Source organism: Gordonia sp. CPCC 205333 (genome assembly GCF_048537885.1).
Taxonomy (GTDB): Bacteria; Actinomycetota; Actinomycetes; order Mycobacteriales; family Mycobacteriaceae; genus Gordonia.
This window is the reverse complement of sequence record NZ_JBCLVI010000005.1, coordinates 37,896-52,616: the sequence shown is the minus strand read 5'-3', so window position 1 is coordinate 52,616 and position 14,721 is coordinate 37,896. Positions and strand designations below refer to the sequence as shown.

Below are 14,721 nucleotides of genomic sequence, written 5' to 3'. Positions count from 1 at the left end.
CCCTGATGCTCCTCGACGGCCACTCGCTGGCCTACCGTGCCTTCTTTGCATTGCCGCCGGACATCACAACGGCTTCCGGGCAGGTCACCAACGCGGTCTTCGGCTTTACCTCGATGCTGATCAACCTCCTGCGCGACGAGCAGCCGACCCACCTCGCCGCAGCCTTCGACGTGTCACGAAAGACCTTCCGATCGGAGATGTTCCCGGAGTACAAGGCGCAGCGTGAGTCGTCGCCGGACGCATTCCGCGGGCAGGTCGACATCATCAAAGACGTGCTCGACGTCCTGGGCATCCCACACTTCTCCGTGGAGAATTTCGAAGCCGACGACGTAATCGCCACCCTGGCCACCCAGGCGGATGAGCGTGACTACAAGGTGCTGGTGGTTACCGGTGACCGGGACGCCCTGCAATTGGTCAACGACAACATCACCGTCCTCTACCCAAAGCGCGGCGTATCGGAGCTGACCCGCTTCACCCCGGAAGAGGTGGAGAAGAAATACGGTCTCACGCCGGCGCAATACCCCGACTACGCGGCGATCCGCGGCGATAAGAGCGACAATCTGCCCAATATTCCCGGCGTTGGGGAGAAGACCGCGGCCAAGTGGATTCGAGAGTACGGTTCGCTGACCGGATTGGTCGACCACGTCGACGAGATTCGCGGCAAAGCCGGGGACGCCCTGCGCGCCAACCTTGCGTCCGTGCAAACCAACCGGCAGTTGACCCAACTGATTCGCGACGTCGAATTATCTTCCGGCCCAGATGATTTGAAGGTCGTGGGCTGGGATCGCGAACGTGTCCACGCGCTATTCGACGAGCTGGAATTCCGTGTCCTGCGAGACCGGCTATTCGCCCAACTCACCTCGGTTGAACCCGAGGCCGAGGCAGGGTTCGAGGTCGATGGTGAATTACTCGCCGCGGGCAAGGTGCGTGCCTGGCTCGACGAGCACGCGCGTACCGGACGCAGCGGCCTGTCGATCGTCGGCGCGCAGTCGGTGATGGAGTCCGACACCGAAGGAATAGCGATCGCCGCGGCCGATGGGGTCTCGGCCTATCTCGACACCTCAACCCTCGACCCCGACGACGAGCAGGCACTCGGCGACTGGCTTGCCGACGAATCCGCCGACAAGGCCGTTCATGAGGCCAAGTGGGCGTTCCACGCCTTGCGAAGCCGCGGCTGGCAGTTTAAGGGTGTCAGCAGTGACACTTCCCTCGCCGCCTACCTCGTTCGACCGGGCCAGCGAACCTTCAACCTCGATGATTTGGCGTTGCGCTACCTGCGCAGGGAATTGCGTGCCGACGACACACCCGGCGACGGTCAGATGTCTCTGCTGGATGCCGATGCTTCCGACGACAAGCAGTCCCAGCAGCAGATGCTGCAGGCACGTGCGGTGGCGGAGCTCGCCGACGCTTTCGACGCCGAACTCGAGCAGATCGAGTCGCGGACGTTGTTGACCGACCTGGAACTGCCACTGCTTTTTGTGCTTGCCGAGTTAGAGGCGACCGGAATCGCCGTGGACACCAAGCACTTTCAGACCCTCGAAGCCGGTTTCGCCGACCGCGTCCGTACGGCGGCCGACGCTGCCTATGACGTCATCGGTGAGCAGGTGAACTTGGGCTCGCCCAAGCAGTTGCAGGCAATCCTCTTCGACAAGCTCGATATGCCGAAAACGAAGAAGACCAAGACCGGGTACACGACCGATGCCGACGCGCTGCAAAGTCTCTACGAGAAGACTGAGCATCCGTTCTTGGCGCATCTCCTGGAGCATCGCGACGCGACACGACTGAAGGTGACGGTTGACGGTCTACTGAAATCCGTTGCGCCAGATGGCCGTATCCATACGACCTTCAATCAGACGATCGCGGCAACCGGTCGGTTGTCATCGACCGAGCCGAACCTGCAGAACATCCCGGTCCGCACGTTGGCAGGCCGGGAGATCCGCAAGGGGTTCGTCGTGGAGCCCGGTGAGGGGTCTGGTTTCGAGACCTTGATGACGGCCGACTACAGCCAAATCGAGATGCGCATCATGGCGCATGTCTCCGAGGATGCGGGCCTGATCGAGGCATTCAATTCAGGCGAGGATCTGCACAATTTCGTCGGATCGCGGGCTTTCGGCGTGCCGATCGACGAGGTGACAACCGAACTGCGACATCGGGTCAAGGCGATGTCCTACGGCCTGGCCTACGGGTTGAGTGCCTTCGGACTTGCCGCCCAACTCGGCATTAGTCGCGAAGAGGCGAGCGAACAAATGGAGGCGTATTTCGCACGATTCGGCGGAGTACGCGACTATCTGCGCGACGTCGTCGGGCAGGCTCGCAAGAACGAGTACACCGCAACACTTTTCGGTCGTCGCAGGTACTTGCCGGATCTCACCAACGGCAACTTTCAGCGGCGTCAGGCCGCCGAGCGGATGGCGCTGAACGCTCCCATCCAGGGCACCGCTGCCGACATCATCAAGGTGGCCATGATCAATGTGAACAAGCGGTTGGCGGCCGAGGAACGACGTTCCCGGATGCTCCTGCAGGTACATGATGAGTTGGTCCTGGAGATCGCCGATGATGAGCGTGACGACATCGAAAAGCTGGTTCGCGAAGAAATGGGCTCGGCGATCGAACTGTCGGTGCCGCTCGATGTTTCGGTCGGTTTTGGCCGCTCGTGGGACGACGCGGCGCACTGATATAGCCAAGACGCGCGGCGCGCGTATACAGATAGCCAGCGTCGAGCTCGATGACACAGTATGTTTCTTCTCGAGATTCTCGGTGTTTGATTCCGGGTAACCAAGGCAGGAGAGAAGAGTGTCGAATCGACGACGTGGCGCACGCGGTGGGTGGTTGTCCGCCGTCTCGATCATCGCCGTCATGACCGTTCTGTCGCTGTCGTCGTGTACCAACGACGAATCTCTGTTGGACACCAAGCCGATCAGTTTGACCATCGCCAAGCAGGCCGACATCGCCGCCGCGGTACCGGCGGAGATACGCGAGACGGGGGTGCTGCGCATCGGCACCAATCCGCCGTATCAGCCGAATGAGTTCAAGAATCGCGACGGCGAGATCATTGGCTACGACGTCGATCTGATGCGGGCCGTATCGCAAGTTCTGGGCTTGCGGCCGGAGTTCAAGGAATCAGACTTCGACAAGATCATCCCGGCCATCCAGGCGGGGACCTTCGATATGGGGATGTCGTCGTTCACCGACACCGCCGAACGAGAGAAGCAGGTCGATTTCGTCACCTATTTCAGTGCCGGCGTCCTGTGGGCGCAGCGAGCCGATGACGATGTCGACCCCGACAATGCCTGCGGGCTGAAAGTCGCAGTTCAGGCGACGACGTACGAGGACACCGACGAAGTGCCGGCCAAGAGCGCGAAATGTGTTGCGCAGGGCAAGGAGCCGGTCATCAAGGTGAAATTCGACAGTCAGGACGAAGCTGTCAACGCACTTCTCCTTGGCCGGGTCGACGCGTTGTCCGCCGACTCGCCGGTCACCGCGTACGCGGTCAAGAAGACCGATGGTCAGCTGGAGATCATCGGGCCGGTATATGACGCCGCACCCTATGGGTTGCCGGTCCGCAAGGGGTCGTCGCTGGGCCCCGCTCTGCAGCGCGCGATGCAATACCTGATGGATAAGGGTTACTACCGAACCATCTCCGAGCATTGGGGCGTAGAGAGCGGCATGATCAGCACCGCCAAGATCAACGATGCCGCCAAGGGCTGAATGATGTCGATTAAGCAGGGTCAGGAGAGTCGATGACAGTACCCGACAAGCCGGCGGGAGGAGGCGCCGCGGCGCCGATCAAGGCCGTGCCGCTGCGTCATCCGGGCCAGTGGGTCGCCGCCGCCGTAATCTTCGTGCTCGCCGCACTATTCATCTACGGTGCGGCCACCAACGGCGCTTACCGCTGGGGTACCTACCGGCAATATCTGTTCGACACTCGAATCCTGTCGGGTGTCGGCTACACCCTGGCTCTGACCGTGCTCGCGATGGTCATCGCCGTGGTGCTCGGCGTATTGCTCGCGGTCATGCGGTTGTCGCCGAACCGGGTATTGCGCTATTCGTCCTGGACATATTTGTGGATCTTCCGCGGTACCCCGGTCTATGTGCAGCTGGTGTTCTGGGGACTGTTCGGATCGATCTACAAGCGGATCGATATCGGCATACCGTTCACCGTGCAATTCGCGCATTTCGATATTCAGAGTCTCAACGCCGCCTTCTTATTCGCGGTGATCGGGCTGGGCCTGAACGAGGCCGCGTATATGTCCGAAATTGTCCGGGCCGGAGTGTCCTCGGTAGGTGAGGGTCAAACCGAAGCGTCTGTGGCACTTGGTATGTCGTGGTCGCTGACGATGCGGCGAACGGTGCTTCCGCAGGCGATGCGGGTGATCATCCCGCCCACTGGCAATGAAGTGATCTCGATGCTCAAGACGACGAGCCTGGTAGCGGCAGTGCCGTTCAGCCTCGAACTTTACGGTCGGTCGCGCGATATTTCGGGCGTGAACTTCCAGCCGATCCCGATGCTGATGGTTGCCTCGACGTGGTATCTCGCGGTGACGAGTGTGCTGATGATCGGCCAGTACTACCTCGAGCGGTATTACTCGCGAGGCGCGAGCCGACAACTGTCGGCTCGCCAGCTCGAGGCGCTGGCAGCCGCCGTCGACACCACGACCGATAAGAAGGTGTGAGCGCGATGACTGTTCCAATGGTGCGCGCCGACGGCGTGTGTAAGAATTTCGGCGCGCTGCAGGTGCTCAAAGGGATCGACCTGGAAGTGCAGCGAGGCGAAGTCGCGTGTTTGATCGGGCCGTCCGGCTCGGGTAAGTCGACTTTCTTACGTTGCGTCAACCATCTCGATGTGGTCAATGCCGGACGTCTCGTGGTCGACGGCGAAGTCATCGGTTACCGCGAGCGCGGTGGAAAACTCTATGAGATGAGCCCGAAAGACGCTGCGCGCCAACGTCGTGACATTGGGATGGTCTTCCAGCATTTCAACCTGTTCCCACATCGCACCGCGTTGGAGAACATCATCGAGGCGCCTGTGCAGGTGGCTCGCATACCCAAAGCGCAGGCCATTGAACGGGCTCGTGAACTGCTCGACCGGGTGGGCCTGGCGGATAAAGCCGATGCCTACCCGGCGCAGTTGTCCGGGGGACAGCAGCAACGCGTCGCGATCGCCCGCGCGCTCGCCATGGATCCGAAACTGATGCTCTTCGACGAGCCGACATCAGCGCTTGATCCCGAACTCGTCGGTGATGTTCTCAACGTTATGCGTGAACTCGCTGCCAGCGGAATGACGATGCTGGTGGTCACCCACGAGATGGGTTTTGCCCGCGAGGTCGCCGATCAGCTGGTGTTCATGGATGGCGGTGTGGTGGTAGAGAAGGGCAATCCGCATGAGCTGTTGGCCAATCCGACCCATGAGCGGACACGAGGATTCCTGTCGAAGCTATTGTGAGCGTCTATGGGTGACATAGTGCGCATCGGAGTGCTTCACGGCGACGGCATCGGGCCCGAAATCGTACCGGCAGCGGTCGAGGTCGCGGCGAAAGCATTGCAGCGCAACGACATCGGTGTCGAGTGGATCGAATTGCCATTCGGCGCGGCGGCTATCGACTCACATGGCACGGCCGCCCCGAGCGAAACACTGGCCGCGCTCGACGAACTCGACCTGTGGGTTCTTGGGCCGCACGACTCTGCCTCGTACCCGACCGAATTCCGTGGGCAGCTCACGCCGGGCGCGGTGATTCGTAAGCGCTACAACCTGTTTGCCAACCTGCGGCCGGCGAAAGCACTGGACGCCGCGCGGGCGATGGCACCCGGCATCGACCTGCTAATCGCGCGCGAGAACAGCGAGGGGCTGTATGCGGATCGGAATATGGCCGTCGGATCGGGGGAGTTCATGCCGACGCCCGACGTCGCTCTCGCAGTTGGGGTGATTACCCGCGCGGCATCCGAACGTATTGCGCGCGAGGCCTTTACCTGGGCAAGGCGACGCCGGGGAAAGGTAACCATCGTCCACAAGGCGAACGTACTGACGATGACCACGGGTCTGTTCCGCGACGCCTGCCTCGATGTCGCCAGGGACTTCCCCGACGTCGAAGTATCGCAAGAACATGTCGACGCGATGGCCGCACATCTGGTGCGGCGGGCAGCCGATTTTGATGTCGTGGTGACCGAGAACCTGTTCGGTGACATTCTGTCGGATTTGGCAGCCGAACTCGCCGGCTCACTCGGCACCGCGGCATCCATCAACTGCTCGGCGACCAAAGCGATGGCGCAGGCCGCGCATGGGGCCGCGCCGGATATCGCGGGACAGGGCAGCGCGAATCCGATTGCGATGATCTCCTCCACGGCAATGCTTTTGGCTTGGCAAGGCCAGCGTAGTGGTGACGAGCGATTGGCGGCTGCCGCAGCGTCGATCGATTCCGCCCTTGCCCGCGCGATCACGGCGGGAGTGGCAACGCGTGATCTGGGCGGCACCGCGAGCACTGCGACGTTCGCACAAGCTGTTCTCGACGGTCTCTGAAGACCAGCAGTCCCACGCCGATTCCCGTGCTATCGCACGCGCGCCGACGTCAGTGCATAGGGTGCTTCGAAGGGATCGAGTTTCACTGGAAGGAGATCGATGCGTGGCCTGAGGAAGGTATCGGTCGCCGTATCGGCATTTGCCCTCGCGGCAATGCTCGGTGGTTGCGGTGGCGATCACACGACCCCTCAATCGAATCCGCCGTCGAGCGGCACCCCGCTATTACCGAGCGTCGAACGCGACAATGCCATCGCAGACCAGGTGCCGGCGAAAATTCGCTCCACCGGAAAGATGACCGTCGGTATCAACGTTCCGTACGAGCCAAACGAATTCGTCGACCGGACGGGAACACTCGTCGGATTCGACGTAGACCTGATGAACTCGATCGGCACGGTACTTGGCGTCGTGCCCGACTTCCGACGAAGCAAGTTCGCCGCACTGATCACCGACATCCCTAAGGGGCGGTATGACCTGGCTATTTCGTCGATCACTGACAATTCACGCCGGGAGAAGTCGATGGACTTCGTCACCTATTTCAACGCGGGGGTCAGTTGGGCCAGCAGAGCCGGCGATCTCGTCGACCCCAGCGAGGCCTGCGGCAAACGAGTAGTGGTCAAAGCGGGCACGGTCGCAGACCGCGTCGATGTCAGCGCCCGCAGCGATGCGTGTAAAGCGCAGGGGCGTAAGGAAATTGTCGTCATCGGAGTCGGCGACCAGGATGAGGTAACGCGCACGCTGCTCAGTGGCAAAGCCGACGCGATGGCCGCTGACTCGCCGCTCGTCGCCTACCAGGTGAAACAGTCGAGCGGACAATTGGTTCTCGCGCCGGGCGTATTTCTGTCCCAGCCGTACGGGATCGCGTTCGAAAAGGGTTCGGCGCTGGTGGAACCGGTCCGTGCCGCGCTGCAGTCGCTGATGGATAGCGGCGAGTACCAGCGAATCGCGCGCAAGTGGGGTGTCGAGAACGGCACGATCCCCAGCGCCCTCATCAACGGCGCGTACGGCTAACGCGGCTACCTCGGGCTAGCGGCAGGCTTATGCGTGCAGAAGATCGCGGTCCCCGGGAAATACGATCCACGAAGCGGACTCCACTGCCCCCATTCGCGCTCAAAGCCTTCGGGCCATTCGGGTTCGACGATATCGTCGAGAATCATTCCGGCCAGCCGGATTTCACGGACGCGGTCACCGATGGTGCGGTGGTGTTCGACATATGTCGCGACACCCTCGTCATCGAATTCGGTGTAGGGGGTCCGGCTGAAATATGGGATGGAAACCGTCAGCCCGGCGGGGCCGGGATCATCGGGGAACATCCACCGCATCGGATGGTTGACGGCGAAAACCCAACGGCCGCCTGGCTTTAATACGCGAGCGACTTCGGACATGACTCGCGCCGAGTCGGCCACGAAGGGCACCGCGCCGAATGCGGAACAGGCCAGGTCAAAGGAATTGTCGGCGAAGGGCAAGTTTTCCGCGCCGGCTTGGACCAGTGGAACGGTGACGGCGTCGTCGGCCATTGCCGAAACGCCGTGGGCGAGCATCTGCTTCGATAGATCAAGCCCGACCGGGTGCGCTCCGTTCGCCGCGAGCCAACGCGCACACGGTGCCGAGCCACACCCGATTTCCAGAATCATTTTCCCGCCGATGGGGCCCAATAACTCGGCATCGGCTTCGCGTAACCCCTCCGGGCACCAGACGAAGTCGCCGCCGACAGTGTGCTCGCCGAGGAAGTCGCCATGAGTCGCGTGGTAGTCATCGGCGTCGGAATCCCACCACGTGCGATTGGCATGTTCGCTGGTCGATGAGTCGATGTCGCCGAGAAGCCTTGGTGGCCGGTCGGATTCACCCGGAGAGCTCATGTGCGCACATGTTAGTCGTCAGCAGTCGCGGCCGGACAACACCCGTTCTGTCTTCGCGTCGCCGTCCCAGTGGCGAAGACCGGTGAATGTGATCGCCGCGTCGTCGACGTCCAGCGAATCGAGGGCGGCCGATATCTGGTCCGGCGTCATACGCCGGGCAATTGTGACGTGTGGTGTCCACGCACCGGGGGCGGTGTGCGGGACTGCGCCGCCGGGCAGCAGGGGAGTGACGAGCCGAACGACAGTCGCGTGGACTGACAGCAGGTCTGCAGAGGGCACCACAAGTCGGGCCAGGGTGCGATGAGATCCGGAGCCGAATACCACCACCGCGCCAAGGCGGCAGGTGATCGGCAGGCGCATCGCCACCGGACCCAGAACTTGCGGCGCGCCGCCGTCGATCACCGGAGCGGCGAGCAGTGTGACATGTGGCCGGTTGGTTTCGGTAGCAACGTCTGCCTGACTGGGCAGACCCGCGTTGGCCACGGCAGCCCACTGGCCGCGGATTCGGCGATCGACGGCGTCGTCGAGAAGTAGTTCGATGGAATGGGTCATCGTCGGCTCATATGCATAGGATTTTCGGGGTTGGTTTGCGTTCGAGTCGGTTGATTATGCGAACTCGCGGCGGTCTCATTTGCCCAGCGCAATCGGGATGGCGTAGTGTTACGTGCGCGCGTGAAGTCTCGCGCGCGTCGTCGTGCCCGGCCAATTTTCCTCACGGAAATCTGCTGGTACCGGGCGCGGCAGATCAAAAACATACACCTACTACATACCTGTCCGGAGCAACTCAACATATGTCGTCCCCCACGATCACCTCGCCGCAAGTAGCCGTTAACGATATCGGCTCGGCTGAGGATTTTCTCGCCGCCATCGACTCCACGATCAAGTACTTCAACGATGGTGACATCGTAGAAGGAACCATCGTCAAGGTCGATCGGGACGAGGTTCTGCTCGACATCGGTTACAAGACCGAAGGCGTTATCCCTTCCCGTGAACTCTCCATCAAGCATGACGTCGATCCCAATGAGGTCGTCAACGTCGGCGATGAGGTGGAAGCACTGGTCCTCACCAAAGAGGACAAAGAAGGTCGCCTGATCCTGTCCAAGAAGCGCGCACAGTACGAGCGCGCGTGGGGCACCATCGAGGAGCTCAAGGAGAAGGACGAGGCCGTCAAGGGCACCGTCATCGAGGTCGTCAAGGGCGGCCTGATCCTCGACATCGGCCTGCGTGGCTTCCTGCCCGCGTCGCTGGTCGAAATGCGTCGTGTCCGCGACCTTCAGCCGTATATCGGCAAGGAGATCGAGGCCAAGATCATCGAACTCGATAAGAACCGCAACAACGTGGTCCTGTCGCGTCGCGCGTGGCTCGAGCAGACCCAGTCCGAGGTCCGCAGCGAGTTCCTGCACCAACTGCAGAAGGGCCAGGTCCGCAAGGGCGTCGTGTCCTCGATCGTCAACTTCGGCGCATTCGTCGATCTCGGCGGGGTCGACGGTCTGGTGCACGTTTCCGAGCTGTCCTGGAAGCACATCGACCATCCGAACGAGGTCGTCCAGGTTGGCGACGAGGTCACCGTCGAGGTGCTCGACGTCGATCTCGACCGCGAGCGGGTTTCGTTGTCGCTCAAGGCAACTCAGGAAGATCCGTGGCGTCAGTTCGCCCGTACCCACGCCATCGGCCAGATCGTGCCCGGCAAGGTCACCAAGCTGGTGCCGTTCGGTGCGTTCGTCCGGGTCGAAGAGGGCATCGAGGGTCTGGTTCACATCTCCGAGCTGGCCGAGCGCCACGTCGAGGTGCCGGATCAGGTTGTCGCCGTCGGTGACGACGCGATGGTCAAGGTCATCGACATCGACCTGGAGCGTCGTCGGATCTCGCTGAGCCTCAAGCAGGCCAACGAGGATTACACCGAAGAGTTCGATCCGTCGAAGTACGGCATGGCCGACAGCTACGACGATCAGGGCAACTACATCTTCCCCGAGGGCTTCGACGCCGACACCAACGAGTGGCTCGAAGGCTTCGAGGAGCAGCAGGGTGTGTGGGAGGCTCGGTACGCCGAGGCCGAGCGTCGTCACAAGATGCACACCACCCAGATGGAGAAGTTCGCTGCCGCGGCTGCCGAGGCAGCCAACGCTCCGACCGACTACTCGTCATCGTCGTCGGATGAGAACCGTCCGGCTGGCGCGGCGCAGCAGGCACCGGCGTCCACCGGTGGTTCGCTGGCCAGCGACGAGCAGCTCGCTGCTCTGCGCGAGAAGCTTTCGGGTAACGCCTGATTCGCTCTTAGCTAGTTAAAAACAGCTTCCCGGTCCAATATCGGACCGGGGAGCTGTTTTTGTGCTGCCTGCGGATGGGTTACGCGCGGATGCCACTCAATGCGCAGCTTCGGTAGGCGTAGTGCTTTGCGACGCGGCGGCCATTTGCCCATACCGCGCAACCAATGTAGGCGCGCGAATTCTGGGCGGTCGCGCGGATATTCGCGGTGTCATAGCTGTAAGCGGCGATTGATCGCTGCCAGCAACCCGATCCCAGCCAACGGGTAGTCCGTCCGGACTCCGCAATGGACTCACCGACGCCCACTGCATAACTAATAGTTGCGTTGGTCGGGGTCTGATTGCTTGCGCAGACGCGCAAAGTGTATTTCACCGCCCCAGCTGCGGTCGCCGCCGGAGCCGTGGCGGTTAGCCCGATAGTCGCCGTGGCGACGACTATGGCCGTGGTAGCCGCTCGTGTCAGTTGGGTCATCTCATCCGCCCCGTTTCATATGCGTCGCATTCTCGTGGATAGCGAGACATTGCGCTCTGATTGATTTCGAGCCAGTCTAATTGCTGGGCAACTCTTAGACCTTCCCGATCGACATATGCCTTGTTGACAATAATTACCATTAACGGGTTGAGTTGTCCGACATGCGCGTATTGAACATGAAGAGAATAGCGGTCGTCGTTGCCGCACTTGCCATTCCGGCGTTGGCCTCCTGCGGGACGAGCGCTGAGTCGTCCGCACCTTCTGCGAGTAGCAAAGCGCCAGTCGAAGAGTCGTCGAAAACTCCGCGCCTAGCCGTCAGCTATGACGGTGGCATCGTCGTGCTGGACGCCGACGACCTGGGCCAGGTCGCCGACATTCCGTTGGACGGATTTCTCCGCCTGAACTCGGCTGCCAACGGTCGCAATGTATTCGTGTCGGTCTCCGACGGCTTCCGTGTTCTCGACATGGGCACCTGGACCCGTCAGCACGGCGACCACGGTCACTACTACACGTCGACACCGAATATGACGGACTTGAAGTTCGGCGGTGCCGAACCCGGCCACGTCGTGCCGCATGACTCTCGTATCACCCTATTCAGCGACGGTACGGGAGAAGTCACTGTCGTAGAGCCGGTCGACTTGGCCCGCGGCACCGCAAGCGCCACGAGTTTTACTGTGCCGCAACCGCATCACGGTGTCGCGGTGGCGCGAGGGGACGGCGCGGTCGTAGTGACTGTTGGGAATGAAGACAAACGCACCGGCCTGGCGGTACTCGACAAGAATCGCAATGAGATCGCTCGGACCGATGAATGCCCGGGCGTCCATGGTGAGGCTGCGGCGGCAGGCGGAGTGCTGACCTTCGGCTGCGAGAACGGCATAGTCGTTCTTCGGGGCAATACCTTCACCAAGATCGCCAGTGCCGACTCGTACGGACGGATCGGCAACCAGGCCGGCGCGCCGGATTCGCCGGTAGTACTCGGTGACTACAAGACCCAGCGCCCGAGCAAGGACGAGAACGACACCAGCATCGAGCGCCCGCGCCGGTTCACCTTGACTGACACGGCAGCGAATGCGATCCGCGTCGTAGATCTGCCCACCAGCTACAGCTTCCGGTCGTTGGAGCGCGGTCCGAACGGTACAGCGGTCATCCTGGGCACCGACGGTGCGCTCTACCGGTTCGACGCCGCGACCGGACGGCAGCTTTCACGTGTCGACGTGATCGCACCGTGGACCGAACCCGAAGAATGGCAGTCGGCAATGCCGAATCTATTCGTCCAGGGGTCGACGGCGTATGTGTCCGATCCCAATACGCGCACACTTATCGCGGTCGATCTGTCCTCCGGCAAGAAGATCGCCGAGACGACGCTTCCCCAGCGGGCCATCGAATTGACGGGCGTCACCGGGTAACTGTCGATATCCCACAGAAAATACGACGCTCGCGTCATTGTTGACGTGTACCGCCAACTATCTGTGGGGTGGTTCGGGCTACAGCCAATATGCGGGCGGGCCGTGCGGCGGGCAATAGCCGACGACATGATCTTCGAAGAACGGTGCACACCCAGCGGTGATCGCAAAACCACCATGACGGTGCGCGGCTCGGAAGTCGACGTCGGCGTCGTCAGCGGTACGCGGCGGTTCGAGGTTGATGTGGGCGACGGGAGCCTCGCTCGTCGCTGCGGCGGCGAGCCTGCGGAGTTGGTCGGCCGCCGCGGCGCGTACGGCGTCGGGCAGATACTGCCACATCACCGAATGCGAAATCACGGTGAGCGTGCCGGGCGCGGGGTTGATTGTGGCGAGAAAGGTGTCGGCCGACTGGTTCCGAACCGAAACCCTTGTGGTGGAAGCGATGTCGAGCGCACCACGCAACCGGTCGAGTCGAACCGTCTGGTCCGGCCAGACGAACGACTGTAGCGACAGTGCATCGTCGACGTCAGTCGGGTCGAGTGGATTGATGTCGCACCCGACGCGATCGACGATAGTCAGATCAACCTCGGCCGGCGGATGCCCGGTCCACGCGTCGGCGAGCACCACCGGTGACGAGGCAGGTCCGCGTGAGCCGCCCGACCAGCGCACTGTGAAGTGATCGACCAGCAGATTGAGGCCAGCCGAGGCTCCGATCTCGACGAGACGGACCGGCAGTGGCGCAGCGGTGACGACGAGGTCGAGTGCGCCGCGTAATGCCGCGCTTCGGCCGACCTCGTTGGTCTGCGGCGCCTGGCCGAGGCGATCAGCGATGTCGAGTTGCTTTGTGCGACAAATGTTGTGGAAGGACTCCCATAGTTCGCCAGGCGTGACGACGGTGGGATCGCCGCCGCAACTCGGGTAGGCACGGGCCAGATCAGGTGCGGCGCCGGTCAATGCCAGCCGGTGGACAGCACCGAATAGCCGCAAGGTGATCGCCGAACCGGTCGGCTCGTACGCCAGCGGCGCGAGGATATCCGCGACGATGCCGCCTCCTTCGGCATCGCATGCGGCGGCTTCCATCAGGTGGGCATAGAGTGGCGAACCGAGATTGCCACATGCCTTGCCCTGCATCCGAGTATCGGCGGCGATCAACTCATTGGCGGCCGACACAGGTCAGTAATCGGTGATTGTCACACCGAGTGCGGTGAACTGTTGCTGGAGCCAATTGTCCGTCCACGACGTCGTCGGACATCCACCGAGACGGCTGGCGACGTCGCGCGAGTATCCGCCCCAGGAAAGCACGCGGCAGACCGCATCGCTATTGAGGACCTTCGATATCTCAGCGGACCGTGCGGAGCCCAGTTGCTTTGACGCGGACTGCATGACGTCGAAATGTTGCCACCACTGCTGTGCCCCTGCATAACCGAAGGCAAGCATGAACTCCTTGAGTTCGGCTTCTGCGGTGGGCGTCCAGTAGATGAAGATGGTCTTGTAATACGCCGGCTTGTACGTAGCGGCCGCATAGGGCTGGGAATCGCTCACATTGGAACCGATACCACTGTTATAGCGAGTGTCGGAGGTGAAGATCGCGGTGATCTCGGTTTCCTTAGCCTTCTCGCGTAGCCAATCGTTGGGTGTCGCATATCCCGATAGGAAATTCGAACTCTGAGTCTCGGCCGTTGGTGGCGTCTCGGCGTACGAACCGGCCTTGAACTTAGCCTCCTGACCCGAAGCGGATCCGGAATCGCCCGTTGGGGTTGCCGACGTACTAAGTGACAGCGACGTTGATGGACCGGCAACCCTGGTGGAATCGTTGCCGTCACTGTTTCCGACGAGTGCGACGACCAGGACGATCGCCACCACCAAGACGATGGCGACGGCGCCGACGATTCCCAGAATCATTCCGGTGGATGACTTCTTGGGCGGCACCGGTGGCGGTCCGTACGGGTTGGGCCCAAAGCCCGGCGCCCCGTACGGTGCGGTGCCCAATGGTGGCTGGCCGACGGGCGAGGTAGGTCCAGGTTGCCCATAGGCGGGGGCCGGAGGCGATGCGGGCTGTTGCTGATACCCGGCCTGACCATAGGAATTCGGCTCGGCGTGGACTTGATTGGTCGTTTGGTCGCCGACGGTCTCGTCGCTGAACGGAGCAGGCTGATGTCCGCCGGTAAATCTGGGATCGGGCCCGTACGGGGAATTCATGAAATAAACGTAC

General features: G+C 61.9%; 13 protein-coding genes. 8 read left to right on the top strand and 5 right to left on the bottom strand.

Features of this window, described 5'->3' with window-relative positions; all coding sequences use genetic code 11:
* Positions 1 to 5 precede the first annotated feature (5 nt).
* From polA to AAFP29_RS18105, 6 genes are all read left to right on the top strand, one after another.
* Entirely contained in the window at positions 6 to 2,675 is a 2,670-nt protein-coding gene (gene polA, locus AAFP29_RS18130) for a DNA polymerase I (RefSeq protein ID WP_419219394.1), read from the top strand.
* 181 nt (positions 2,676 to 2,856) lie between these two features.
* Complete coding sequence (locus AAFP29_RS18125; RefSeq protein WP_419219393.1) at positions 2,857 to 3,708, top strand: ABC transporter substrate-binding protein; 852 nt, start codon at positions 2,857 to 2,859, stop codon at positions 3,706 to 3,708.
* A gap of 32 nt (positions 3,709 to 3,740) precedes the next feature.
* On the top strand, positions 3,741 to 4,673 hold the full coding sequence (locus tag AAFP29_RS18120) for an amino acid ABC transporter permease (protein ID WP_419218813.1): 933 nt from the start codon (positions 3,741 to 3,743) through the stop codon (positions 4,671 to 4,673).
* A gap of 17 nt (positions 4,674 to 4,690) precedes the next feature.
* Positions 4,691 to 5,443 (top strand): amino acid ABC transporter ATP-binding protein, encoded by a 753-nt coding sequence (locus AAFP29_RS18115; RefSeq protein WP_419219392.1) that lies wholly within the window; start codon positions 4,691 to 4,693, stop codon positions 5,441 to 5,443.
* Between the two features lie 6 nt (positions 5,444 to 5,449).
* Complete coding sequence (locus AAFP29_RS18110; RefSeq protein WP_419218812.1) at positions 5,450 to 6,514, top strand: isocitrate/isopropylmalate dehydrogenase family protein; 1,065 nt, start codon at positions 5,450 to 5,452, stop codon at positions 6,512 to 6,514.
* 99 nt (positions 6,515 to 6,613) lie between these two features.
* The gene (locus AAFP29_RS18105) at positions 6,614 to 7,522 is read left to right on the top strand and encodes an ABC transporter substrate-binding protein (RefSeq protein ID WP_419218811.1); all 909 of its coding nucleotides are present in this window, start codon (positions 6,614 to 6,616) and stop codon (positions 7,520 to 7,522) included.
* 5 nt (positions 7,523 to 7,527) lie between these two features.
* On the opposite strand, the gene AAFP29_RS18100 is transcribed toward AAFP29_RS18105, so the two are convergent.
* On the bottom strand, positions 7,528 to 8,370 hold the full coding sequence (locus tag AAFP29_RS18100) for a class I SAM-dependent methyltransferase (protein WP_419218810.1): 843 nt from the start codon (positions 8,368 to 8,370) through the stop codon (positions 7,528 to 7,530).
* Positions 8,371 to 8,388: 18 nt separating this feature from the next.
* Positions 8,389 to 8,922: a 2'-5' RNA ligase family protein gene (locus tag AAFP29_RS18095; RefSeq protein WP_419218809.1), complete on the bottom strand. Its 534-nt coding sequence runs from the start codon at positions 8,920 to 8,922 to the stop codon at positions 8,389 to 8,391.
* 239 nt (positions 8,923 to 9,161) lie between these two features.
* Here AAFP29_RS18095 and rpsA point away from each other — a divergent pair, with 239 nt between their 5' ends.
* Positions 9,162 to 10,637, top strand: coding sequence for a 30S ribosomal protein S1 (rpsA, locus tag AAFP29_RS18090; RefSeq protein WP_419218808.1), 1,476 nt, complete (start codon positions 9,162 to 9,164; stop codon positions 10,635 to 10,637).
* Between the two features lie 79 nt (positions 10,638 to 10,716).
* Here the strand turns inward: rpsA and AAFP29_RS18085 are convergent, their stop codons facing one another.
* Positions 10,717 to 11,106 carry a hypothetical protein gene (locus AAFP29_RS18085; RefSeq protein ID WP_419218807.1) on the bottom strand — a complete coding sequence of 130 codons (390 nt, stop codon included), beginning with the start codon at positions 11,104 to 11,106 and terminating at the stop codon, positions 10,717 to 10,719.
* 161 nt (positions 11,107 to 11,267) lie between these two features.
* Here AAFP29_RS18085 and aztD point away from each other — a divergent pair, with 161 nt between their 5' ends.
* Positions 11,268 to 12,512, top strand: coding sequence for a zinc metallochaperone AztD (gene aztD / locus AAFP29_RS18080; RefSeq protein ID WP_419218806.1), 1,245 nt, complete (start codon positions 11,268 to 11,270; stop codon positions 12,510 to 12,512).
* Positions 12,513 to 12,590: 78 nt separating this feature from the next.
* On the opposite strand, the gene AAFP29_RS18075 is transcribed toward aztD, so the two are convergent.
* Together AAFP29_RS18075 and AAFP29_RS18070 are read right to left on the bottom strand one after the other, a co-directional pair.
* Positions 12,591 to 13,679: a DUF2332 domain-containing protein gene (locus tag AAFP29_RS18075; RefSeq protein WP_419218805.1), complete on the bottom strand. Its 1,089-nt coding sequence runs from the start codon at positions 13,677 to 13,679 to the stop codon at positions 12,591 to 12,593.
* A gap of 3 nt (positions 13,680 to 13,682) precedes the next feature.
* Complete coding sequence (locus AAFP29_RS18070) at positions 13,683 to 14,708, bottom strand: hypothetical protein (RefSeq protein WP_419218804.1); 1,026 nt, start codon at positions 14,706 to 14,708, stop codon at positions 13,683 to 13,685.
* Positions 14,709 to 14,721 lie beyond the last annotated feature (13 nt).